Origin of the sequence: Alteriqipengyuania flavescens (assembly GCF_030406725.1) — a bacterium.
Lineage (GTDB): Bacteria > Pseudomonadota > Alphaproteobacteria > Sphingomonadales > Sphingomonadaceae > Alteriqipengyuania_B > Alteriqipengyuania_B flavescens.
In genome coordinates this window covers 1592501-1615380 of record NZ_CP129107.1, presented here as the reverse complement: position 1 = coordinate 1615380, position 22880 = coordinate 1592501, and the positions used below count along the sequence as shown (strand labels likewise).

General features: G+C 64.9%; 27 protein-coding genes, 1 tRNA gene and 1 pseudogene (1 of these 29 cut by a window edge). 3 read left to right on the top strand and 26 right to left on the bottom strand.

The features are described 5' to 3' along the window. Positions 1-2 precede the first annotated feature (2 nt). From QQW98_RS08365 to QQW98_RS08265, 22 genes are all read right to left on the bottom strand, one after another. The gene (locus tag QQW98_RS08365; RefSeq protein ID WP_290134513.1) at positions 3-245 is read right to left on the bottom strand and encodes a hypothetical protein; all 243 of its coding nucleotides are present in this window, start codon (positions 243-245) and stop codon (positions 3-5) included. Next, positions 242-442: a hypothetical protein gene (locus QQW98_RS08360; RefSeq protein ID WP_290134512.1), complete on the bottom strand. Its 201-nt coding sequence runs from the start codon at positions 440-442 to the stop codon at positions 242-244. Before QQW98_RS08360 ends, QQW98_RS08365 begins: the two co-directional genes overlap by 4 nt. Continuing rightward, positions 439-1104 carry a ribonuclease H-like domain-containing protein gene (locus tag QQW98_RS08355; RefSeq protein WP_290134511.1) on the bottom strand — a complete coding sequence of 222 codons (666 nt, stop codon included), beginning with the start codon at positions 1102-1104 and terminating at the stop codon, positions 439-441. Before QQW98_RS08355 ends, QQW98_RS08360 begins: the two co-directional genes overlap by 4 nt. A gap of 72 nt (positions 1105-1176) precedes the next feature. Next, positions 1177-1791, bottom strand: coding sequence for a DNA polymerase (locus QQW98_RS08350; protein WP_290134510.1), 615 nt, complete (start codon positions 1789-1791; stop codon positions 1177-1179). A 16-nt stretch (positions 1792-1807) separates the two neighbouring features. After that, positions 1808-2185, bottom strand: coding sequence for an endonuclease VII domain-containing protein (locus QQW98_RS13985; protein WP_404800888.1), 378 nt, complete (start codon positions 2183-2185; stop codon positions 1808-1810). Positions 2186-2417: 232 nt separating this feature from the next. After that, on the bottom strand, positions 2418-3869 hold the full coding sequence (locus QQW98_RS08345; protein WP_290134509.1) for a DNA polymerase: 1452 nt from the start codon (positions 3867-3869) through the stop codon (positions 2418-2420). A gap of 160 nt (positions 3870-4029) precedes the next feature. After that, positions 4030-4353, bottom strand: coding sequence for a hypothetical protein (locus QQW98_RS08340; protein WP_290134508.1), 324 nt, complete (start codon positions 4351-4353; stop codon positions 4030-4032). Positions 4354-4363: 10 nt separating this feature from the next. Further along, positions 4364-4996: a dATP/dGTP diphosphohydrolase domain-containing protein gene (locus tag QQW98_RS08335; protein ID WP_290134507.1), complete on the bottom strand. Its 633-nt coding sequence runs from the start codon at positions 4994-4996 to the stop codon at positions 4364-4366. Then, a complete protein-coding gene (locus QQW98_RS08330; protein WP_290134506.1) occupies positions 4983-6641 on the bottom strand; it encodes an AAA family ATPase in 1659 nt (552 codons plus the stop codon). The genes QQW98_RS08335 and QQW98_RS08330 overlap by 14 nt, the downstream gene beginning before the upstream one ends. Beyond that, positions 6638-6838, bottom strand: a complete 201-nt coding sequence (locus QQW98_RS08325) for a hypothetical protein (RefSeq protein ID WP_290134505.1) — start codon at positions 6836-6838, stop codon at positions 6638-6640. Before QQW98_RS08325 ends, QQW98_RS08330 begins: the two co-directional genes overlap by 4 nt. Before the next feature lie 21 nt (positions 6839-6859). Next, positions 6860-7336 (bottom strand): N-acetylmuramoyl-L-alanine amidase, encoded by a 477-nt coding sequence (locus QQW98_RS08320; RefSeq protein ID WP_290137050.1) that lies wholly within the window; start codon positions 7334-7336, stop codon positions 6860-6862. Positions 7337-7347: 11 nt separating this feature from the next. After that, positions 7348-7743: a RusA family crossover junction endodeoxyribonuclease gene (locus QQW98_RS08315; protein WP_290136903.1), complete on the bottom strand. Its 396-nt coding sequence runs from the start codon at positions 7741-7743 to the stop codon at positions 7348-7350. Between the two features lie 8 nt (positions 7744-7751). After that, positions 7752-8417 (bottom strand): hypothetical protein, encoded by a 666-nt coding sequence (locus tag QQW98_RS08310; protein WP_290134503.1) that lies wholly within the window; start codon positions 8415-8417, stop codon positions 7752-7754. A gap of 11 nt (positions 8418-8428) precedes the next feature. After that, positions 8429-8614 (bottom strand): hypothetical protein, encoded by a 186-nt coding sequence (locus tag QQW98_RS08305; protein ID WP_290134502.1) that lies wholly within the window; start codon positions 8612-8614, stop codon positions 8429-8431. Further along, positions 8611-9210: a hypothetical protein gene (locus tag QQW98_RS08300; protein ID WP_290134501.1), complete on the bottom strand. Its 600-nt coding sequence runs from the start codon at positions 9208-9210 to the stop codon at positions 8611-8613. Before QQW98_RS08300 ends, QQW98_RS08305 begins: the two co-directional genes overlap by 4 nt. Then, complete coding sequence (locus QQW98_RS08295; protein ID WP_290134500.1) at positions 9207-9482, bottom strand: hypothetical protein; 276 nt, start codon at positions 9480-9482, stop codon at positions 9207-9209. The genes QQW98_RS08300 and QQW98_RS08295 overlap by 4 nt, the downstream gene beginning before the upstream one ends. Continuing rightward, positions 9479-9709, bottom strand: a complete 231-nt coding sequence (locus QQW98_RS08290) for a hypothetical protein (protein WP_290134499.1) — start codon at positions 9707-9709, stop codon at positions 9479-9481. Before QQW98_RS08290 ends, QQW98_RS08295 begins: the two co-directional genes overlap by 4 nt. 16 nt (positions 9710-9725) lie before the next feature. Further along, entirely contained in the window at positions 9726-9947 is a 222-nt protein-coding gene (locus QQW98_RS08285; protein ID WP_290134498.1) for a hypothetical protein, read from the bottom strand. A gap of 188 nt (positions 9948-10135) precedes the next feature. Continuing rightward, a complete protein-coding gene (locus QQW98_RS08280) occupies positions 10136-12616 on the bottom strand; it encodes a DNA-directed RNA polymerase (protein ID WP_290134497.1) in 2481 nt (826 codons plus the stop codon). 133 nt (positions 12617-12749) lie between these two features. After that, complete coding sequence (locus tag QQW98_RS08275; protein WP_290134496.1) at positions 12750-13145, bottom strand: hypothetical protein; 396 nt, start codon at positions 13143-13145, stop codon at positions 12750-12752. A gap of 206 nt (positions 13146-13351) precedes the next feature. Next, positions 13352-13425 (bottom strand) — tRNA-Gly (locus QQW98_RS08270). A 49-nt stretch (positions 13426-13474) separates the two neighbouring features. Beyond that, entirely contained in the window at positions 13475-13933 is a 459-nt protein-coding gene (locus QQW98_RS08265) for a MaoC family dehydratase (RefSeq protein ID WP_290134495.1), read from the bottom strand. A 142-nt stretch (positions 13934-14075) separates the two neighbouring features. Between QQW98_RS08265 and acs the strand changes: the two genes are divergently transcribed. Both acs and QQW98_RS08255 read left to right on the top strand, forming a co-directional pair. After that, positions 14076-16028, top strand: coding sequence for an acetate--CoA ligase (gene acs / locus QQW98_RS08260; protein WP_290134494.1), 1953 nt, complete (start codon positions 14076-14078; stop codon positions 16026-16028). Between the two features lie 167 nt (positions 16029-16195). Next, positions 16196-17998, top strand: coding sequence for a DEAD/DEAH box helicase (locus QQW98_RS08255; protein WP_290134493.1), 1803 nt, complete (start codon positions 16196-16198; stop codon positions 17996-17998). Positions 17999-18337: 339 nt separating this feature from the next. Here the strand turns inward: QQW98_RS08255 and QQW98_RS08250 are convergent, their stop codons facing one another. Genes QQW98_RS08250 through QQW98_RS08240 form a run of 3 tightly spaced genes read right to left on the bottom strand, consistent with a single transcriptional unit; the run spans position 18338 to position 21105 of the window. Continuing rightward, the gene (locus tag QQW98_RS08250; protein ID WP_290134492.1) at positions 18338-19177 is read right to left on the bottom strand and encodes a pirin family protein; all 840 of its coding nucleotides are present in this window, start codon (positions 19175-19177) and stop codon (positions 18338-18340) included. After that, complete coding sequence (locus QQW98_RS08245) at positions 19174-19620, bottom strand: glutathione S-transferase family protein (protein WP_290134491.1); 447 nt, start codon at positions 19618-19620, stop codon at positions 19174-19176. Before QQW98_RS08245 ends, QQW98_RS08250 begins: the two co-directional genes overlap by 4 nt. A 3-nt stretch (positions 19621-19623) precedes the next feature. Further along, positions 19624-21105, bottom strand: a complete 1482-nt coding sequence (locus tag QQW98_RS08240) for an aldehyde dehydrogenase family protein (RefSeq protein WP_290134490.1) — start codon at positions 21103-21105, stop codon at positions 19624-19626. A gap of 719 nt (positions 21106-21824) precedes the next feature. On the opposite strand from QQW98_RS08240, the gene QQW98_RS08235 reads away from it, so the two are divergent. Next, positions 21825-22589 carry a chemotaxis protein CheB gene (locus tag QQW98_RS08235; RefSeq protein ID WP_319023342.1) on the top strand — a complete coding sequence of 255 codons (765 nt, stop codon included), beginning with the start codon at positions 21825-21827 and terminating at the stop codon, positions 22587-22589. Positions 22590-22618: 29 nt separating this feature from the next. Here QQW98_RS08235 and QQW98_RS08230 read toward each other — a convergent pair. Next, positions 22619-22880, bottom strand: a pseudogene (locus QQW98_RS08230) (IS3 family transposase); it runs 952 nt beyond the window's last position.

The following is a 22880-nucleotide window of genomic DNA, read 5'->3' as shown; positions in this document are numbered from 1 at the left end:
CCTCAGGGAGTTCGTTTGTCGACCGACCGGGCGACCGTGTATCCCAGCCCCAGCGTCCCAAAGAGGGCGTAGAACTCGGACGGGACGGACGTCAGGAAGCCGGCGGTGCCTTTCGTGAAGGCCACGCCCAGCCCCGGCACGATCGCCTCCATGACCCCGCTGAGCAAAGCGCAGCAGAGCAGGAAGACGGCCAGCAGGGCGGGCAGCATGGGACGGATGAAGTCCCGGATGCGTTCGAGGGTCATACCCACAGCTCAGGCCGGCGAAATGCCTTCCACCACGAGCGAAGTTCGGCGGGGGTGTAGGCACCCCAGCTCTCTTTCCAATCACGGAAGGCGAACAGGAACGCCCAAGGCGCGGCGAGCAGCGTAATGGGCGCCATGAGGAGCAGGAATGCGATGAGAAGGGCGCGGAGCTTCAGGCGGTATAGGAACAGTTTCATAGCACTTTCGTCCTTGGTCCGTCGTGCCAGCTCCCGCAGTCCTGACAATGCATCCTCTGGATGAGCATGGTGCGGGTGCGGCGGGGGCCGCGCCGCTGGACGTGAAGGGAGCCGCAGGACGGACAGGCGCCGACCTCTTGGCCGACCATGTGGGGGTGGTTTCGGATGTAGGGCAGGACCCGCTTGTAGAGGTCCTCCAGAAGGCGGACGTCCTGAACGCAGTAGCGGCCCATCTTGCGCTCGGCCTTAGCGTCTCCGGCCATGACCCCCTTCCAGAGGTCGAAGCCTTCATGCTTCATCTTCTCGCCGACGCCGAAGCGTTCACCCACGTAACCCAGCTTGGAGCTGCCGAGCTTCAGGGTGCGGATGGTCTTGAAGACGTCGACGCTTGCGGCGGGAGCCGGCGGGGCCATACCGGCCAACGCGAACTCGCCCCGCAGGATCGGCAGGTCGAACTTGTCGCCGTTGTAAGTGACGATCGCGTCCGCCTCGGACATCATTGCGTGGATTTTGGCGAGCATTTCGGCGTGACCGTGTTCCCACTCGGAGAACAGTTGCGCCTTCTCGCCGACGAACTTTGCGCCGACGCAGATAGTGCGGCCGGGCTCAATAATGCGGTCGACCGGGATGTTCTCGTCGAACAGGCGCCACACATAGGCCACCGTGGGCCTCGTCTCGATGTCGAGGACGAGGACCTTGGGGCCGGTTTTCTTCTTCGGGATAGGGATGTCTCCTCAATGGCTGTCGGCCCACGTCTCGCCGACCTGGTAAGCGCCCGCCATCGGACACCTCAGGCTGAACTCGACGCCTGCCTGCTGGATGGCCCAAGCCATCGTCTTGCCGATTTCCTCGGCGATTTCGGGGTCAGTCTCGAACTGGACTTCGTCATGGACGTTCGCGGCGAAGCCGAGATACGCCCCGGAGGGGGATCGAAGGACGCCTGTCAGGGCGCTCTCCAGCGTCCATCCGTCCGCGAACAGCTTGTCCACGAACACGACCAACGCCTTCTTCATCAGGACCGCGCCGCCGCCTTGCAGCAGCGTATTGAGCGCCGCATGGGCGCTGCGGACCTTTAGCCGGCCGGTGTCGAGCGCCTTCAAGTAGCCCTTCGCGGACGCCCGTTTGACCGCCCCCTGGACCTTGCCGAGGGCGGGGAGGCCTTCCTCGATACGCTTGCGGGCGCGGACGCCGAGGCGGATCAAGGCCTTCTCGCGGGCTTCGCCGGGCGGGTTCTTGGCGTTGAAGGCCGTGCGGGTCTTCTCGGCCATGTCCTCGTAAATCACCGTGCCGAGCTTCAGGTTGCCCGCACCGTAGAGGTATGCATCGTTGTGTTCAGGGAGAGCCGCCACGCTCTCCCCCGCCTCGCTAAGAAGCTGCCCGACGTTGCCGCCGGGTCCAGACTATATCTTCACCCTTCTGCTGAAGGGGCCTTGCGCTTCGGCCGCCAGTAGCTTGCGGCCTACTCCCTTTCGGGATAGTCGTTGCACCTTCCCTGTGCGCCTCGATGTATTCTGCGGCTTTCACCATGACTTCTGGATCATCCTGAAGTAGCCCTAAGGCTCGGTTGCAGTTGTGGCAGAGCAGACCTCGCACCTTCCCTGTCGTGTGGCAGTGATCCACTACAAGCGGGACCCGGTGGTGGTCGGCCATTTTGAAACCCGGCCCGCCGCATAAGCAGCAGCGGTGTGCTTGGTTCTCGAACATCGCGCGGACCTCTAACAGCGATATGCCGTAAGTCCGCATATAATAGGCGTGTGCATTGCCGCTGTCCCGACAGGGTGGCGAGCAATAGAGGTTGGAGGGCGCTTCCGGTTGAAACTCCTGGCGACATACGCGACAGGGCTTACGCCGAAACCGCCCGTTCGGGTGCTTCATTCACGTCTCCCGTTTGGAGACGCACAGGGCTTGGCTCAGGATTGCCCGCGTGGGGTTTCCCCTGAGTTCACAAGGTTTTAATCGAGGGGTCTCCCCCAAGTCATCCCATTGAGATGAAGGTCTTCGCGGCGGATCGCTGGGTCAGGCCGACGATCTTCTGGTTAAGGGTGTGCGCGTCGGTCCCGTCGGAGGACTTGCCGTTGACCACGGCCTCCGCATAGGCGCCGCCGTCGTGCCGAGCCATGTAGTGGCCGAGCATCCGCAGCTCCAAGCCTTCGGCGTCACAGCCGACGATCTTGTGACCGGGGTCAACCCGGAACAGCTCGCGGCACTCCCGCCCGAATGGCACAGGGCCGGAGGCGTTTACCAGCGAGGGGACCTGCGCGACATTGGGGGTCGAGTGGGTCATCCGCCGCGTCACCGCGCCGAGCGAGTTTACCCGCCCGTGGATGCGGCCGTCTTCGCGGACGGACTTCATCCACGCCTGCCGACCTTCGGCGAGCTGGCCAAGGCGCTTGTCAACCGTCAGGTATTCGACCAGCAGCTTAGCCTCAGGATAGTCGAGACCGGCCAGTGTGGTTTCGTCGACCTTCGGCTGGCCGCCTTCGGTGAACTCCACAGGCTCCCAACCGAACAGCGTTTGCATCCGATTGGCGATGTGGGCACGGGAGGAGGGGTTGAAGGCGATGAGCTTGGTCTTCGTCATCGGCACACCGGCGACATACCCAAGGCGCTTGTTGTCGCGCTTCGGGGTGAAGACCTCGACCTCGCCTTTCTTCCGGACAGGCTCGAACCACGGCTTGAAGGTCTCCCGGAGCTGGTCCTCCAGTTCCGCCTTGCGGCCTGTCAGGACCCGCAGGAGGTCGTCGGCCTTGTCGGTGTCGAACCGGAAGCCGTGCCGCTCTTGCCAGAAGATGATCTCGGCGACCCGGTGTTCGAGCCGCAGGGCGTCTGCGGGATACTGCTTGCCGTCGAGGACCTTCCAGAGCTTGTCGGTCACGACCACGTCCTGCGCGGCGTATTCCTCCATTTCCGGGTTGAAAGTCCCCCACACGAAGCGGGAGAGCTCCTCGCCCTTCAGGCCCAGCTTCTTGCCTTCGGCCTTTCGGACCTCGCCGTAGTCGCCCTTGTTCTCCCCAAGGCGGATACCCCAGGCTTCCAGCTTGTGGGAGCCGACGAGCTTCCCGAAACCCTCCGGACGCTTGCGGCGGCGGATGGCCTTCAGGTCGATCTCGGAGAGGTGTGGGTAGATCAGCCGGGCGTATACGAGGGTGTCGTGGACCCGGTCGATCGGGAAGGTGAAATCGGGGTGGAGTTTCTGGATCGCCGGGATGTCAAACGTCAGAATGTTGTGGCCGACCAATCCGTCAGCCGCAGCGAGCATGGCGATCCCCTCCTCGATCGAGCCGTCCCGCGCTGCGGGAGAGCCGTCGTCGAAGACCCCACCGTTGAAGCGGTAGGCCCGGCCGTCGTCCGTATCGAGGACGTGGAGGGTGTGGATGCGCGTCAGCTCGTCAAGGAGACCGTCCGTTTCGAGGTCAAAGATTAGCATGGAGCTTCTCCAAGTCGGCCAACACCGCGTCCCGGCGCTTTCTAGCGACGGGGGGCATTGCATTGTGGACATTCAGCCATCGAATGAGGTGAGGGTCCCGGCGCAGGCGGTGCGCTTTCCCCTCAGGTTATCCGGTCGGTGCCGGCGGGAAGGCCTCGGCTTACTTGCCGAGCAGTTTGTTCAGCCGTGCGCGGACGTCGTGTGCGCGGCAGGCTTCGGTGTAGGCGCCGGCGCTACGATCCCGAGCCGCTTGGCGGAGCTCCTGCTCGCGGGTATCGAAAGCCGCCTGCCGCGCGTAGCTTTCGCCTATGCGGCCGTCGTTGTGGTCCATGATCGCGTTCTGGCGGTCGATGAACGCCTCCAGTTTCGCGTCGAGGCGGTTGAAGGTCCCGAGCAGCCCATCGAGCCCGCGGTCGAAGCGCGAGAAGACGGCGATCAGGATGGAGGCGATGAGCCGCTGCGCGGCGAGATACAGGTTCTTCATGGTGTGATCCTCAGGCTGTCGTGGGTGCGTTGCGGGAGGCGCGGCTCGGCGGGAGACCTTCGTCCCTTTCGAGTTCCTCCTGGAGCATGGCGAGCGCCCGCCAAGCGACCATCGTGGAGTGGCGGTGGCCCTTATCGTCACGGCCGCCGCGATCGACGAGGTGGCGCATGATCTTGTTGGCGTGGTCGGTCGACTTCGAGCGGTCCCAGTGCATGGGCTCTTCGGGGTGGTGCTGCTGTGTCGCGTCGAACGACAGGCGGCTCACCTCGGCGAGGGCGTTGGGGAAGTAGTCGAGGAGACCCTCGGCCATCGGCAGGCCGTTGCGGGCGTCGGCGGCTTCCGGGAGGGAAGGCAGGAGACCGCCAGCGTTACCAATGCCCTTCCGGACGTTGCGGAGGGTGTGGAAGGCGGCAGCGTCGTGACACCCGCTCTTAAGGCCTGTCGCCCGCTCGTAGGTCCAATCCGGCATATGAACCCAATCTGGATTGTCCGGCTCCCCGCGCAGGGGGTCTTTCGCGCGGAACCCGGCCGCGTATCGCACGACCAGCTCGTCACCACACTCTTTGACCAACTCCACCGGCGTTCCGTCATCCAGTTCCATCGGCAGGCTCGGATCGACCGGCCCGGTTTCATATTTCGTCATCGGTTTCATCCTTGAACGTCCCGCCGTTCCCATCGGGAAGGTCGGTCTCGACCATCAGGCCGGTCTCTCTGTCGTATTCGAGGGCAATGAAGGGGCCTACGGCGTCTCCCGTCAGGCGATCCTTCAGACCCCGGATGGTGGTCGGGCAGTCCCGATCCTGCTTGTTGCGCTCCAGCCCCACGAGGTAGTGTGACCAGAAGGCGATGGCGCGGGAGCCGCGGAAGTGCTTCTCCTGCACCCGGCCGCCGTCCTCGTGGCTCGTGCCATCCGGCGTTGCCAGGTGGCAGACGATGTGGATGGTGATGTCGAGGTCTTCGGCGAGGTCCGCCATTTCGGCCATGATACCGTCGAGGGCGCGGCGCTCGTCATCCGAGGTCGCCGTCAGGGCCGTCATGGGGTCGATGATGAAGTCCCGGACGCCCTCCGCATTGCAGAGGTAGCGCACCGTGCCCTTTACCGTCTCCCAATTCCGCGCCCCCTTCAGCGACACCGATTTCAGCAGCGGCCGGAGACCTTCCATGATCTCGCGGGCCTGCGCTTTGTCGTAATCGGTGCCGGGCACGTGGATACGTTGGGCCATCGCCATCCCGGCGAGGGTCTTCAGCGTCCGCTTCGCCGGCTCCTCGTAGAGGATCGTGGCGACGGGTCGCGGGGCAGGCATTGGCATGAAGTCCGAGTGGTCCTCGCCAAGGTCCGGCCGGATGGCCGTAAGCGCGAGGTGCTTCATCAGCGTGGTCTTGCCGGACCCGGTGCCAGCGCCCCAGCCATAGACGGCCGACCGCTGGATGCCGTAGGTCGCCTTGGTCATCGTGACCCACGGCCACGGCAGGCCCCACTCCTGCTCCTCGCAGGCCGCTTCGAGCAAGCTGTCGTCGAGGTCGTTCAGGACGTCGGGGGTCCATAGCCGAGCGCCCCACACCGCATCCACCAGCTCCTTCGAGCGCCCCGCCTTGACCATATCGGAGGCGTCTTTGAGCGGGAGGGAGCCGATGTAGGCCTTGCCGGGGGACAACAGCGGGACGCATTCCTCGACTGCCTCCCGGCCGGGGGCGTCCTCGTCGAACAGGAAGACGACCTTGTCGAACTTCTCCAGCCACGAAAGGCCGGCGCTGACTGCCTTCTTGGCCCCGCTGGCCCCGTTGGGGACCGACACAGCGGGCCATGAAAGGCCCATCGCCTGCGTGACCGACATCGCGTCGATCTCGCCTTCGGTCAGCACGATCATTTTCCCGCCGTCCCGGCAGAGCTGCTGCCCGAAGAACGGCAGGGCCTTCTTCAGGTCCCCGAGGACCGTGAAGTCCTTGCCGGGGAGCCTGATCTTCTGCGCCACAGCCTTGCCGACCGCGTCGTAGTAAGGGGCGATGTGGCACTTCTGCCCGCGGAACTCCCCGACCTGGTAGCCGAACTTCTCGCAGACACGGTTGTCCAGCTTGCGGGAGGGGATCGCTTCTGCGGTGCCGCGAATGAGACCCTCGGCGGACTTGCGGGACTTGGGCGCATGCCCCTCCTCACCATCGGCTGCGCCGTAGGCTTGACAGACGTGGCAGTAGGTGTGGCCGTCGGAATAGACGGCGTTCCCGTCGGACGACCCGCAGGCTTCGCAGGACGTGTGGTGGAGGAACTCGCTGTCGCTTTCGTCGCTCACCGGCGCCGCCTCGGCCGGCGGTCTCGCTTGTCCCTCCGAGTGACCGTCCAGGCCGGTTCGGTCTTCGCTTTCACAGTCGCGTTGCTCGTGTCGATGCCCGCCTTCTGGCAGGCAGAGAGCATGGCGTCCGCCATCGCCGTCGTGCGGCGGATGAGCGGCTTCGGCGCCGGCTTGGGCGCATTGGTTGCTTCGGTCACTCGGAGGGCTCCTTCAGGTCATCAGGCGCACGGGCAGGAACAGTCCTTGTCGGGACCGTCCTTGCGCGCTGCCGCCCACCATTCCTTCACGTCGAAGGACGGGCAGGCTTTGCGGACGCCCTGCACGTCCCGGTGGCCGAGAACTTCGGCGCCGGGGTGCTTCGCCGACAGCTCCAGCAGGAGCTTCTTCAGCGAGGCGAACTGTGCGGGCGTGTAGGTGTTCTCCCCAAGACCCCGCTTGTATTCCGCCGAGCCGACCGGGGGGCTTCCCCCCACGAGGCACACGGCGATGGAACTGCGGTTGATCTTGGGTTCGTGGGCGCCCGGCATATCGTCGGGACGGCCCTTCTCGATCGTGCCATCCAAGCGGATGACGTAGTGGTAGCCGATGTCCTTCCAGCCTTTGGCGCGATGCCACTGGCGGATGTCGGCTGCACCGATGTCCCGGCCTGCCGGCGTTGCGGAGCAATGCACGGCCAGGTAGGAGATACGGGTCATTGGTCGATAGTTCATGCTTCTCCGATGAGCAGCTCGATCTTCCCGGCCTCGCCCCATTGTTTGCGGGCGCAGAGCTCGGAGACCTGAGCGTCGTCGATCCAGAAGCGGCCGTCGGACGTCACGACGTCGAGGACCGCCTTCACAAGGTTGTCGAGGTCCGGTCGAGGATGGGGGAGCTTGGTCGTCTTCGGCCGCTCGGCCGTGAACACCAACTCCACACGCAGGGGACCCTCCAAAGGCGCCGGCGGGGCTTCACACCCCGCCAGCAGCTTGCCGACGTGCGTCTGCCAGGTCTTGTATTCCTTCGGGGAATAGAAGGAGGCCAGCGGGCGCCGCCCCTTGACCGCAATGACGCGGGCGCGGGGTCTTGGGGTCGGCTTTGGGTCCGCGTCGAGAGTGACGCGGATGGGGAGTGTCAGGCGAAGTCCTCGTCGTCTTCCGCGTCACCGCCCTCGGAGCCACCGAAGGTCGTGTCCTCCATGTCCTCCAGTTCGTCGCCGTCTTCTTCCTCGAAGCCGTAGCCACCGGCGTCACGGTTGCCGCTGGAGACCAGCTTCAACACCTGCACGGCTTCCAGACGGAAACTGACGCCCACCGTCTTGTCGTTCGCGGCGAAGTAGGGGAACAGCTCGACCGAGAGTTTCACCTCGGAACCGCCGCCGATGATGGGCGGGTTCGACAGCTTCTTGCCCTTCGCATCGAAGATCGCAGGCTTGCGGGACCACGGCTTGCCGGTCTTGCGGCTGGTGCCGCTGGCCGTCATCTTGGCATTGATGAGGATGTTGCCGGTTTCCTCGCCGGTCTCCGGGTCCTCCTCGGCCACGAACGGGTCGGCCTTCGAGACCTTCTTGGCGACAGCGCCCTTCCCGTCTTCCTTCAGTTTCGCCACGACCTCGTCGAACTTCTCGTCGATGAGTTCCTGGGTCTGCTTGCGGAGCGCGGCGAGGCCTTCATCGTCGCCTGGGACGGCGATCTTGCAGGTGTATTTCCCCGCCGGGTCGAACTTGGTGTCCGGCGTATTCAGGCGGGGCCAGATGGCCGTTCCCTTCGGGGTGACGGCTTCGGTCTTCTTGGATGCCATGCAGGCCTCCTTCAGTCTTCGGTGGGTTGTTCGGCGCGCGTCCGCACGTCCGAGAGGAATGTGTCGCCGTCGAACCCCTGGGTGACGGCCTGCGCGAGGCAGGCGAGATCGACCACTCCACGCTCGCGGTAGAACGGCAGGGCTTGGTCGATCAGGCTCTCGTAGGGGTCGAAGGGGTGTAGGCGGCCGCCGTTCACACGATCTCCGCGGCGACCGGCCGGCCGTCCTCGAAGGTGAGCTTCAGGACCGGGCCGGTGTAAGGCATTGCGTGGGACCCCTGTGCGGCGAGCTTCGAGAGGGCCTTGGGTCCCAATGCGCCGTCCGGCTGGATCGAGCGGTAGGCGTGGGTGCGTTCGGGGACGTTGATGAGGTCGTGCGGCATTTCTCGGCCGGCGCGTGAAACGTGTCCGTCCGCATATCGGGAGACGAGGACTTCACCAGCGCGGTCAGTCCGTTGGAGCGCAACGACCAGGGGCTTCTCCCCCGGCCCTTCGGTCGACAGGATGCGCGCCTTGCGGCCGTCGCGGGTCTGGACGGGCTTCGTCGGGTCGAACGTGGGGACTGCGGTATTGCGGACACGCTGCGGCCCGCCGTGAAACCATTCGGTTCCGTCCGGCTGGGCGATGAGGACATCGCCCGCGCCACGGGTCTGACCTTCCGTAAATCCCAGCCCGTCGCTTCGGACCAAGTAGTAGTCACCCCTGCTGTCGGGATTGTTCAGATGTCCGGGGTCCAGCTTCACCGGCGTCCCGTCCGTCAGCTCCAGCGGCTTCGTCCAGTCGATCTTCGTCATTTCAGTTCTCCTGCGGCATAGTCCGCAATCGCTTCGATGTGTGGGTTGCGCGTGGCGTCCGTCTGGACGAGCTGCCGGTTCGCGCGGGTGATGAGTGCGTGGGGGTCGATGCCGAGCGGGCGGCAGAGGGCGGCCAGCGTGAGCGCGATGGCTTCAAGCTGACAGTCCTTCCGAACGTCCTGCACCGCATCCAGAACGCGGAAGGCGGGGACCTTCAGCCGTCCGAGGTCGGAGCTGAAGACGATCCCGTCGCGCACTGAGGCGGGGCTCACGCCGCCTCCATGAAGTCCCGGCGGAACCTGACCGAACGGCAGCAGGTAATCCGGGTGTCGAGCTTGATACGGGCATTGCGGCCCCGACCGACACGGCGCGGTGCGTCGATGCGGTAGAGGGCGGTGCCGTCACGATCCGCGAGCAATTCAGCGCGCAGGCCGTCGGCCCGCCGGCAGTGGGTGCGGGTGAGCATTTCAGGTTCTCCGTGGGTGTCGGTGGGGTTCATTCCCCGATGGTGGGGGTTAATTCCCTGTGAGGCCGGCGAGGACCGCGTGACGGCCCTGCTCGATCCTCAGGGCGACCCGCTTGGCACTCGTGCGCCGCCACCCCTTCGTCGGGTGCAGCGTGGAGATCGAGCCGTCGGGGTTCAGGTGGGAGATCGAGCCGCCGCGGGGCCACCGGCGTTCCTTCTCCGGACGCTTGCGGTCGGCGCGGCGGGCGATGGCGCGGGCGGTGATGTTCATGCGCCCTTCTCCCGTTCTCCGGTCGCCGCGGCGGTCGCGTCGTCGATCCTGACGACCGTCCCCGGATTGGTCTCGGCAAGCTGGCGCGCGAGGCGCATGGCAAGTGTCTCTTTCATCGTCATTCTCCTGTCAGCGGGATCACTCCCCAATGGTGGGTGCTAATCCCATTGTTCCGTCTTGTGGAAGTATTATGCGAAGGTGTATTGGGCGAGCTTGACCTGGCTGAGGTCGAGGTCGCCCATCGCCGGCGGCTCCGGCAGGCGCTTGGCGAGGTCATCGCCGAGCTGGCCCACAAGCTCCCGGTAGAGGTCCTTCAGGACGTCGCCGGAATACTGCTCGACGAAGGTCTCCCGCAGGATTTCCCCAATGCGCCCCGTGTCCGCCGCATGGGTCCCGAAGCTGTCGTGGATCACCGCGAGGTGGGCGATGCCCTCCCGTCGGCACCGCAGGGCGACCGCCTGAAGGTGCGCGGCGTCGAGCGAGTGGATAAAGTTCGGCGCCACGCCGTTCGCCTGCGCCCGGTTATCGAGCGCCTCGACGTCCACATTAATTGTCATGCGGACCCGGCGGCCCGCCCAATGGACCTCCACGCGCTCCCCCTTCTGCCGGCGGTATTCCTGAAGGATCGGCAGTCCGAGCGGGGTGGTCCACCACAGCGGCAGGCCTTCCTGCGAGGCGACCGCGGCGGCGTCCCGCAGCCATCCCATTGCCTGCTCCGCGGCAGTGACGGTGTCGCCGACGGCGCGGTAGAGGACGTGGCTGAGCCAGGTCGCCGCGTGGTAGTTGTCCGCGCCGCCGAGATACGGTTCCCCACCGCGAGCCTCGGCTTCCCGGTCGATCTCCCGCAAGGTCTCGACGATCATCCCCTGCATCCCGAAGCGTGTGGCGGAATAGCAGTAGGTCATCGTCGGCCGTTTGGCGATCTTGCGGGACACCTTCCCCCCTCTCCACGGGTTCGGGATACGGATGGTCCCCGCAGGGTCGGCGGGGTCCGGCACTTCGATCAGTGTCTCCGTCTCGGCCACCTCCTGCGCACGGGCCGCGACCATCGTGTAGATGTCCGCCGGGCTGTCGCACGGGAGGAGGTTCACCGCCGCACCGCCGTCATGGTCGCGCAGCATGGCCGAGAAGTGCTGGAGGCCGGAGCAGGAGCCGTCGAGGGCGATCGGCAGCCGGGAGACGAAATCCGCGCCCTGATCCAACGCGCCCTCGAACTCCATGCAGGCCGCCAAGGCCATCCACGGGTCGTCCGCGGAGGTCCAGAAGCGTTCCCCGTCGAGCGGGTTCATGGCGCTGTCGAGGAGTTGCGGGGCGTGGCTCAGCGTCCACTCCACCCGCTCGTCGAAGGACACCTTGTCGACGCCGAACAGGTTGGCGATGTGGATGTAGAGCCAGCGTCGGCCGTCGGTTCCCAGCGGCTTCCCGTCGGCGAACTCGATCAGCGCCTTCTGCCAATCCGAGCCCTGCGGCGAGGGGCCGAAGGACGGGATGGGATACACCCGGCCGCGGAAGTCCAACTCGTGCGGGAAGTAGATCGCAGGCTCCTCGGCGAACCGGCGGGCGACCCACAGGCCCTGCTGGATGGCGACACGGCCGGAAATCCGCTCAGCGTTGCGAGAGTGTGTGGCTGCCGCTTCGCGCTTCCACGCCGCCTTTGCGTCCTCGTTGAAGTCGATGTCGTCAGGCTTGGCGGGGACCGGGTCGTCCTCGCGCTGCGGCAGGCCCCCGAGACATCCTCCCCCGTCCCACACCTGCGTCATCAGGTCGAGGATGCGGGCATTGATGCGCCAAGGGGTGTCTTGAATGTGGTTCACCGCGTCGTAGACGTCGTCCATGAGGATGTTCCGGAGTTCCTCGTGGTAGGGCTTGTTGCGCTGTTTCACGAGCCGGTTGCCGGGGCGTGGGGTGAGATACCCGCCGTAGCTGGGGGACCGCCACCGGCGCGGCCGGACCAGCATCGGGAGGTGGATGGGGTCCAGCAGCGAGCAGCGGGCGTGTTGCTTGTCCAGCCAGTCCTGAAGGGTCTCACTCGGCCGGATCGTGTAGGCGAAGCCGCGGGCGCGTGGGGCCTTCTCGATGGTCCACAAACCTGTCGCCTCGACCGCCAGTTCGACCAGCTTGGTCCCACGGGCGACCTTCTGGCTTGTGGAAGTTTCCACCAGCACGCCTTCCTCGGTTAGCAGCGAGCGCACGGCGGCCCGCCGCTGTCGGGTGTAGCCGCGTTGCTCCTGCGATTTCAGGAAGCCCTTGTAGCCCTGCCGGTTGATCTCGCGGAAGCCCGACAGGCTCAGGTGGTCGTCGATCGCGTCGGAGACCTGCACCGCAATCCGTTGGAGCTGCACCTGGGCGACTGAGGCGTTCACGAGGACGCGACAGGTCAGGTAGGCGGCCTCCATCGGCTCGATCAGGAGCAACATATCGGCGGCCGAGTGCTTCCTCCCTGCCTTGCCCGAGCAGGCCCCGTCGATGAACCCGCGGATGGCGTCAGCGGTGGGTTGTAGAGCGGCTTTGAGGAGCTGCTTGCCAGGCGGCAGGTTGGCCTCCTCCTCGGCCGTGCCGGCCTCGAAGCGCCACGGCAGGTCCCGGTTGGCGTATCGACGGGCACCGAGGGCACGGCTCTCGTCTTCGAGTTCGAGCTGCCGGCGGATGCGGTCGCGTAGGTCGTTCATTCGTAGTCCTTCCTGTCAGGGATTAGGGCGTCCGATGCGGACGCACGGAGGGGTTCCGCCGGGAGGGTCCGGGCGGTAAGAGGCGGTCATGGGAGACCGCGAGTTCGTGTTGTTGGTGGCCGGCGCGGCCTGGTTATGGTCGCTGTGGGCGGCGTTTAGGGCCGGTCAAGATCACCCGCGGAAGTGAGGGGCGGGTGAGGGCGTCTAGGATCGCCAGCAGGTCTTTCTGTAGATCTTTACGCACCTTGAAATAGCTGGCGTCCGGGTTGTAGTTATCAGCGATGAAGTGGGCGTTCCAGAGCCGGCTTCTTGCACGGCGCGCCGCAACTATAAGCGAACGCTCCACATCGGGGCGGTTGTTCAGCGCAGTCGCCACAGCAGAGGCGTGACTATGCCATTCGTTGGCCGTCAGCTTCGGCGGGCGCGGTATGATCCTTGTTGCCAGACACCCCTTCGCGGCATTGATGGTGCCAACGTGTTGGTCGTCGAAGGACCACCGCTCCACCTGTTCAGATACCTTGTCAGTCATTTTGCTGTTCCTTCTGTTCTTCCTAGGGTTGGGGCCTTTCGGCCCTCCAATGATGGGTGATAATCAACCGCACCGCGTCGGGATGGCGCGATTTTCCGTCTTGTGGATTTATCGTGCCAATCGTGCCAACTAGCCGTGGGGGAACATCGCGCCGCTTGGCACGATCATATTTTCGGGCTGGAGGCCGCGGCTGTGCTGGAGAGTTCTGGAGCGGGTGAAGGGAATCGAACCCTCGTCTTAAGCTTGGGAAGCTTCTGCTCTACCATTGAGCTACACCCGCGAAAGGCCGGGCTGCGCTTTGCCGTGGGCGGGGCTGGCGGTCAAGCGGGTCAAGCGTCGGCCGGGCGCTTCATTTGCAGGCCGGCGCGCTTGCAGCTGCCGACCAGTTCATCGCGCTGGTTGTAGGCGCGGTGGGCGAAAGTGACGATCCCGGCGTTCGGGCGGCTCTTGCTTTCGCGCAAATCCACCACCTCGGTCTCGATCCGCAGCGTATCGCCGACGAAGACCGGCGCGGGGAAGCGCACCTCGTCCCAGCCCAGGTTGGCGACCGCGGTGCCCAGCGTAGTGTCGCCCACCGAAACGCCGACCATCAGCGACAGGGTGAAGCACGAATTGACCAGCACCCGGCCGTAATCCGTGCCCTTCATGTATTCCGCATCGAGGTGCAGCTGGGCCGGATTGTGAGTCATGGTGGTGAACAGGACATTGTCCGTTTCCGTCACCGTTCGCCGGATATCGTGGCGGAACACCTGCCCCACCTCCAGTTCGTCGAACCACTTGCCTGCCATCGCTTCCTCCTGTCATCGCTTCCACCTGACTGGGCCCGCCCTGCCGCGCCCACGTTCCGCTGGCAAGGGACGGCAAGGCGATTGCGGCCATACGCCGGTCCGTGCATTGTGCGCCCGACCGCTTTTCGCATCCGGAGGCCCCATGTCCGATCCCGCCGCCCTCGTTCCCGTGCCCGCCGATGCAAGGCAAGACGCGCGATGTTCCGCCGACGAATACACGGCGATTTATCAGCGCAGCCTGGAAGACAGCGACGCGTTCTGGGCAGAACAGGCGGAGCGGCTCGACTGGTTTGAAAAGCCCGCCAAGGTTGCCGATTGGTCGTTCGACCCGGTGGACATTCGCTGGTTTACCGGCGGCAAGATCAACATCTGCCACAATGCGGTGGACCGCCACGTTGAGGCCGGGCGCGGCGAGACGACCGCGATCATCTTCGAGCCCGACGATCCGGCCGGCGAGGTGCGTACGCTCACTTACGCCGAATTGCAGGCCGAAGTGATCCTGATGGCCAATACGCTGAAGAAGATGGGCGTGGCGAAGGGCGACCGGGTCACGCTCTACATGCCGATGGTGCCCGAAGGCGCGGTCGCCATGCTCGCCTGCGCCCGCATCGGCGCGGTACATTCGGTGATCTTCGGCGGCTTCTCCCCCGATGCCATCGCCGGGCGGATCGAGGATTGCGCCAGCGACTGGGTGATCACCGCGGACGAGGGCCTGCGCGGATCGAAGCCCATCCCGCTGAAAGCCAATGTCGATGCGGCGCTGGAAAAGGTCACGGTGAAAGGCGTTCTGGTCCTCCGCCATACCGGAGGCGATGTCGCCATGACCGAAGGGCGCGACCACTGGTACCACGAATATTCCGCCGGCCTGTCCGACGAATGTCCGTGTGAGCCGATGGACGCGGAAGACCCACTGTTTATCCTCTACACCAGCGGATCGACCGGCAAGCCCAAGGGCGTGCTGCATACGACCGGCGGCTATGCCGTGTGGACCGAGACCACGTTCCGCTATGTGTTCGATTACCGTGCGGGCGAGGTCTATTGGTGCACCGCCGACATCGGCTGGGTCACGGGGCACAGCTACATCGTCTATGGCCCGCTCCAGAACGGCGCGACCGCCCTGATGTTCGAAGGGGTGCCCAACTATCCCGATCACGACCGGTTCTGGCAGGTGTGCGCCAAGCACAAGGTCAACATCTTCTACACCGCGCCCACCGCCATCCGCGCGCTGATGCGCGAAGGCGATGCGCATGTGGCGAAGCACGACCTGTCCGCCCTGCGCCTGCTCGGTTCTGTGGGCGAACCGATCAATCCGGAGGCGTGGCGCTGGTATCACGAGACCGTGGGCGGCGGGCGCGTGCCCGTTGTCGACACGTGGTGGCAGACCGAAACAGGCGGCGTGATGATCACCACCCTGCCCGGCGCGCACGCCATGAAGCCGGGCAGCGCGGGCCTGCCGTTCTTCGGAGTCGCGCCGCAGCTGGTCGACAACGACGGCGGCGCGCTGGAAGGCGCTGCATCGGGCAACCTCACCATCACCCGCAGCTGGCCCGGCCAGGCGCGCACGGTCTATGGCGACCACGATCGCTTCATCCAGACCTATTTCAGCACCTATCCCGGCAAGTATTTCACCGGCGACGGCTGCCGCCGCGACGATGACGGGTATTACTGGATCACCGGCCGGGTGGACGACGTGATCAACGTGTCCGGCCACCGCATGGGCACGGCCGAGGTCGAAAGCGCGCTGGTGCTCCACCCCAAGGTCGCCGAAGCGGCGGTCGTCGGCTATCCGCACGACATCAAGGGACAGGGCATTTACTGTTACGTCACGCTCAACGCAGGCGAGGAGCCTTCGGACGGCATGGCGGCAGAGCTGCGCCAGTGGGTACGCAAGGAAATCGGACCGATCGCGACGCCTGACCACATCCATTTCACCCCCGCCCTGCCCAAGACGCGCAGCGGCAAGATCATGCGCCGCATCCTGCGCAAGATCGCCGAAAACGACTACGGATCGCTGGGCGATACCTCCACGCTGGCCGACCCTTCACTGGTCGAAGGGCTAATCGAAGGACGGCAGAACCGCCCCGCCGGCGAGTAATTTCGCACATGCAGCATTTTTAACGAGCCAGAACCGCCCGGATCGTGTAGGGGCGGCGCGGGCACGATCCGGCCGCGCGCTGACCGCCGCCGGACACGACCCATCCCCTGCACCGGATCATCGCGCTCGTGCTGCGCCCCCGTGCCCGTTCGACTGCGAGTTTTGCGATGCCTTTTACCGACCTTCCCACCCTTCTGGCCGATGCGCTGCAAGAACGCAGCTATGCCGAACCCACCGCCGTGCAGGCGGCGGTGCTGGAAAAGGAGGCGGCGGGCCGCGACCTCGTCGTGTCGGCGCAGACCGGTTCGGGCAAGACCGTCGCTTTCGGGCTCGCCATGGCGGAAGAGCTCTTGACCGACGGTCCGCCCGCCGGCAACCGCGGGGCGCCGCGCGCCCTGGTGATCGCGCCGACGCGCGAACTCGCCCTGCAGGTCAGCAAGGAACTCGCGTGGCTCTACGCCCGCGCCGGCGCGCGCATCGCGACCTGTGTCGGCGGCATGAACCCGCAAGCGGAGCGCCGCGCGCTCGCCGCCGGCGCCACGATCGTGGTTGGCACGCCGGGCCGCTTGCGCGACCACCTCGAACGCGGTGCGCTCGACCTTTCGGCGCTGGCCGCAGTGGTGCTCGACGAAGCGGACGAGATGCTCGACATGGGCTTCCGCGACGACATGGAGGAAATTCTCGATGCCACGCCCGACGGGCGTCGCACCCTGCTGTTCTCCGCCACCATGCCGCGCGCGATCGAACGGCTTGCCGCACGCTACCAGCGCGATGCCTTGCGCATCGACACGATGGGCAGCGAACGCGGCCACGGCGACATCGCCTACCAGGCGATGCTGACGCCGCCGCACGAGGTCGAGAACGCCGTCGTCAACCTGCTGCGCTTCCACGATGCTGACACGGCCATGCTGTTCTGCGCCACGCGCGACAACGTGCGCCGGCTGCACGCGACCTTGCAGGAACGCGGTTTCGGCGTCGTCGCGCTGTCGGGCGAGCATTCGCAGTCGGAACGCAACCAGGCGCTGCAGGCCCTGCGCGACCGGCGTGCCAGCGTGTGCGTGGCGACCGATGTCGCGGCGCGCGGCATCGACCTGCCCTCGCTCAGCCTCGTCGTCCACGTCGAGATACCGCGCGATGCGGAAACCTTGCAGCATCGCTCCGGCCGGACCGGCCGCGCAGGCAAGAAAGGAACCGCGGTCCTCGTGGTGCCCTACCCGCGGCGCAAGCGCGTCGAATCCATGCTGCGCCACGCGAAGATCGAGGCCGAGTGGATCGATCCGCCGAGCCGGGAAGCGGTTCTGGCAAAGGATGGCGAGCGCCTGCTCGAAAAGCTGCTCGCGCCTGTCGAGCCTGCTGACGAGACCGAAGCGGAAAGCCGCGTCGCGCGCGCAGATGCGGCCCTGGCCCGGCGATTGCTGGACGAGCGGACGCCCGAACAGATCGCTGCGATGCTGGTTCAGGCCCACCGCGCAAAGCTGCCGGAGGCCGAGGAGCTGACGCCGAACACCAAGGAAGCGCGGGAGGCCTCGAAAAAGGAGCGTCACCGTCCCGGTTTCGAGGATACCGTGTGGTTCCGCATGGACGTGGGGAGGCGACAGAATGCCGATCCCCGCTGGATCCTGCCGCTGCTCTGCCGCCGCGGCCACATCACCCGCAACGAAGTTGGAGCAATCCGGATCGGACCGTCCGAAACGCATTTCCAGATCCCGCGCACGATCGCCGACAAATTCGCGGACGCCCTGGTGCGGACCGCCGGCGGCGAAGATCCGCAGGACTCGATCCGCATCGAGCCCTCACCCGAAGCGCCGCGAGAGCAGGCCCGTGGCAACAGCAAGCAAGGCCAGCGAGGCGGAAGCAAGCCTTTCGTCAAGTCACGCGGCGCGCAAGGCGGCGGCGGCAAGCCGCGCTTCCCGAAAAAGGGCGGCGCCCCGCACAGTGGCCGCAAGGACAAGGGCCCGCGCAAGGGCTGACGGGCGTTATCCCTCGCGCTACGTGTCACCGCAAACGGCATTCGAGCTGATTTATTCGAGTATGACCCTCGGCTATTGCTGCCCTGCCACCGTCCTGTGGACAATGCGGGATCTGCCCAAAAACGGATCTGACCGCATTCAGAATTACGCGGACGGTCTCTCGAATTAAGGCCGAAACCCGACGGTTGCTGCCGGCCAATCCTCGAAAGAGCTGAAACCTGCCACGTTGGCTGGCCGGGGCTTTGCAGAGCAATGGTTCCCCGACGTGGAGTTTTATTGCCTGGCATCAGGCCTGCTAGACGCGTGCTATCAATCGATTTCTCGTGCACGCGTTGAGCGTCACAAGCCGCCGAACCGACCTGCCTGATAATCGTGGATGGCCTGGGCGATTTCCGCCTCGGTATTCATTACGAAGGGGCCATGGGCGACGACAGGTTCGCCAATTGGCTCTGCATGGCCAAACAGGATGCGACACCCTCCAGCGCTCGAGCATTCCACCTGGTCCCCGTCCGTCAATCGAGCGGCGGTATGTTCGGGTACAGTTTCCTTACCGATGTCGGCTTCACCGTCGATCGTGTAGAACAGCACGTTTCGTCCCGGCGGCGCTGGAAGGACTGCACGGCTGCCAGGCTCAATCGACACGATTGCAAGCATCACGTCCGTAAGGGAGCGGAAAGGTGCGTCGTCCGTGCCGGATACTGTCAACATAGAGGCACCGCAGCCCGGCTCGCTCTTCGACATTTCCGCCGCGGCCAACGGCACATATGCCGGGTCCGTCATCTTCAGCCGCGCCGGCAGGTTTATCCATAGCTGCAGGATTTCAAGCGCGCCGCCACTGCGCCTGAACCGCTCGGGCGAAAGCTCGGCATGAACCAGTCCGCTTCCCGCCGTCATCCACTGGACACCGCCCGCCTCAACCACGCTTGCGCCCGAACCGCTATCGTGATGGGCGAGGCTGCCGGCAAGGATGAAAGTCACTGTCTCGAACCCGCGATGCGGATGGGGTCCGAAGGGCAGACCGTCGTTGTTGGCCGGATACGTCTGTGGTCCGTGATGATTGAGAAAAAGAAACGGGTCGATCTGGGGCAGGCCTGGCCCCGGCAAGGGGCGGCGGGTAATCAGATCCCGGATATCGTCGCGGGTCGCGACATGCAGCGAGATGACTTCCCGATTGCTCACGACTGGCTTTCCGGGATCAGCGGCTGAGGGCCCTTAGGAACGATCCCGTGCGGATTTATGCGCTCGTGGCTTTCATAATAATGATGCCGAATGTGCCGGAAATTGACCGTGTCCGCGATCCCGTCCCGTCCGTATAGCCGCCGTGTGAAGGCGGCGAGATTGGGATAATCGGCAATTCGGCGAACGCTGCACTTGAAGTGCGTGTGGTAGACCGGATCGAAACGGATGAGGGTGGTCCAGAGACGGATATCCGCTTCGGTGAGGCGGTTGCCCACAAGCCAGTCCGCTTGCTCCAGCCGCTCCTCCATCTCATCGAGCATAGAGATCAGTGGCCCGACGGCTTTGTCGTTGCGAAATGCCCTTCCGTCTCGCTCGAACTCTCCGCTGTCCTCGTCGTTATGGGCCCACTGGTCGTGCCAGGTGCCGTCCTTCAGGAAAACCATCGCTTACAGACTCTTAGCCGAGAAGGGAAACTGGCGCTTGCCATGCTGGACGGAAATCCAACGGGTGCTCGTGAAAGCCTCGATCGCCCAGCGCCCGTTGAAGCGGCCCAAGCCCGAATTCTTGACCGCACCGAAAGGTGAGAAGGGGCTGTCATTGACCGGCTGGTCGTTGATATGCGTCATCCCCGCTTCGATCTGCTTGGCGAAGGCGAGCGCGCGGCTCTCGTCACGGCTGAAGACGGAACTCGACAGTCCCATCTCGGTGTTGTTCGCCAGTTCGAGCGCATGGTCTTCGTCCCGTGCGCGCTGGACGGGCGCAACGGGTCCGAAGATCTCGTTTGCGACGAGGCAATTGTCATCTGCGACGTCGGTGAAGACGTGCGGCGGGATGACCAGCCCGTCGGGCTCTCGGCCCAGCGCGCAGGTCGCGCCCTGGTCCTTCGCCTTGGCGATCATTTCCATGATCCCGTCGAACTGGTCGCGGTTCACGACCGGCCCGATAAGGCAGTCCGCCGCATCGCGCTGGCCGACGACCAGCTTGCGGGTGCGCGCGACGAATTTCTCGACGAACTCGTCGTGCACTGCGTCTTCCACCACGATGCGATTGGCGATCATGCAGATCTGGCCCTGATGCATGAACTTGCCCCAGACGCTGGCCTCGACGGCATAATCGATGTCCGCATCATCGAGGACGACAATCGGAGAATTGCCGCCCAGTTCAAGTTCGAGCGACTTGATCCGCTTGCTGTCCAGCGCGGCCGTGGCGACGCTTCTTCCCACCGAAGTCGAGCCTGTGAAGCTGACCACCGAAGGCACTGGATGCCGCACCAGCGCCTCGCCAATCGTCGATCCGCCTCCGGGAAGGACCGAAACCAGGCCGGCGGGCAGGCCCGCCTCTTCGCAGATCGCAGCGAAGATCGTCCCGCCGGTAACAGGCGTATCGCTGGCGGGTTTGATGACCACGGCATTGCCAAGGGCCAGAGCCGGGAACAGGGTGCGCGCGGTAAGTTGCAGCGGGAAGTTCCAGGGACTGACCAGCGCGACGACGCCCGCCGGCTGCCGATAGGCCCGGCTTTCCTTGCCGGGAATGTCTTCGGGAAGGATGGCACCTTCGACCATATAAGGCAGCGTGGCGGCTTCCTGCCTTGCGACTTGCGTCACCAGCATCAGCTCCAGCGCAGCCTTCAGCTGCGTTCCGCCGGCCTCACGCACGATCCACCCGGCGATCTCGTCCTTCCGAGCCTCTAGAATGTCGCCGATCGCCAGCATCTTCGCCGCGCGGGCAGAAGGTGGTAGCTTACCCCATTCGCGCTGCGCTTCCGCCGCCGCATGGCACGCCTTGTCCACATCGCCGGTCTCGGCGGTCTTCATCGTAAAGATCGCGCTCTCGTCCCACGGGCAGATGTTCTTGAAGGTTTCGCCTTGTCCTTCGCGCCATTCACCGGCGACAAAGAGGCGGTCGAGTTCTTCATATCGTTTGGGCATATGGGAGTAACGGGGCCAACCTGAATTCGTTTCGCCCCGTGCCGCGCCGACGAAGCCAGTGTGCGGAAGGGGACAGTTGAAAAGCCGTCGTGCGCAGGTCGCGGCCTTGCGGTACCAGTCGATCCGGCGTGACAACCGCGCCATGCCACGGTAGCTGATTGCCAGTGAGTATCCCCCGTTCCAACGCGATTGAAACGACCGCTCGCACCGCCGTGCCCGACCCTCGTGAATTGGTGCGCGACCTTCAGGAGTACCGGGACCCGAATCCGGCGCGCAGCAGTGGGCCGCTAGCGAACCGTCCGTTTTTGGACGCTTCGTCGGCAAGATGGACATCCGTGGCTCCATTAGGCGGTGCGAGACGTTACCTTTACATGACCATGCACCACCCGCGCACCGGGCGCGGAAAACCCCTCCTCCATGGACTAGGGGCGACCTGCCGCTCGTGGGATACGATTACGCCCGCGCTTTCCCAAGTCAGAGAGGTGATCGCCGTGGACCTGCCCGGCCACGGGCAGACAAGCACCTAGGAGAATGCGTCGACTTGCCGGCTGTTGGATTTAGGGCCGAAGCAGCCGCTAGTCCCGTTGCGCAGGAGGTAAGGCTGGCCGCGAATACCTCGCACGAGCGTTTGGTATGGCAATGACTTACATGTCCGATATGTATGGTTCGCAGCCCTCGGTCGTTAACATCTGACCGTGTTTCTGGTATTTAAGCTGCACATGAAGCGGACGTGCAGAACGGCAGCCGCTCCGGGGATGATCCATGCACGAGACCGCAAACGCAGACGCTTCGGCGCATTTCGACCACCCGGTCGTGGCTGTCGGCACGTCGGCTGGGGGCGTGGAGGCGCTGAAGAGCTTCGTCGCGGAACTTCCTGCGATACGCCCGGGAGCTTCGTGATCCTTCAGCATCAGGCTCCCGATCACGAGAGCCAGCTTGCAGACATACTGTCCCGATCTTCCAAACTTCCGATGCAGGAAGCGGACGAAAACATGTCTGTCGCTTCGGGCCATATCTATGTCCTGACCCCGGACCGTTATCTGACAATTGTCGATCATGGACTTTTCGTGGAGCCGCCGAACCAACCGCGCGGTTTACGCATGCCAATCGACCATTTCATGCGATCGCTTGCCGAACCGGCAAGTGCGCGTTCCGTCGGCGTTATCGGGTCCGGTACCGGCAATGATGGGACCGCGGGGCTTCAGACGATCAAGGGCGTAGGCGGGGTTGCGCTGGCGCAGGACCCACAGACCGCGCTCTACGACGGCATGTCGCAAGCCGCGATCGATGCCGGCGTGGTTGATCGGGTCGGTGGGATACCTGATCTGTGCTCAACGGTTGTGGAAATCGCCAACCGGCTGAAGACCGATCCGAGCGACGGCGCTTTCTCGCGGAGTGATCTGAAGGGTGTGCTGACGTTGCTCAGCGCGCGCATGGGGCATGACTTCGCCGCCTACAAGCAAGGCCCGATCGGCCGACAGTGACGTGACCCCCAGCTTTCCCCCAGCTGGGATTAGAGCCGGGCGGTTGTTTTGCGCATAAGCGCGGTTGAAGCAATGGGCTGCGTAGCGGAGCCCGTAGGGCGTAGCGAAGCAGGCCATTGCTTATCCAGTTCAGCGGCGAACGCCGCCGGTGTGTCGTAGTCGAGGGAGGAGTGCGGTCGCTCCCGATTGTAGTCATCCACCCAGGCCGCAATCTCGACACGGGCATGGGCCAGGCTCATGAACAGCGTCTCGTTGAGAAGCTCGTCGCGCATGCGACCGTTGGAAGCGCAG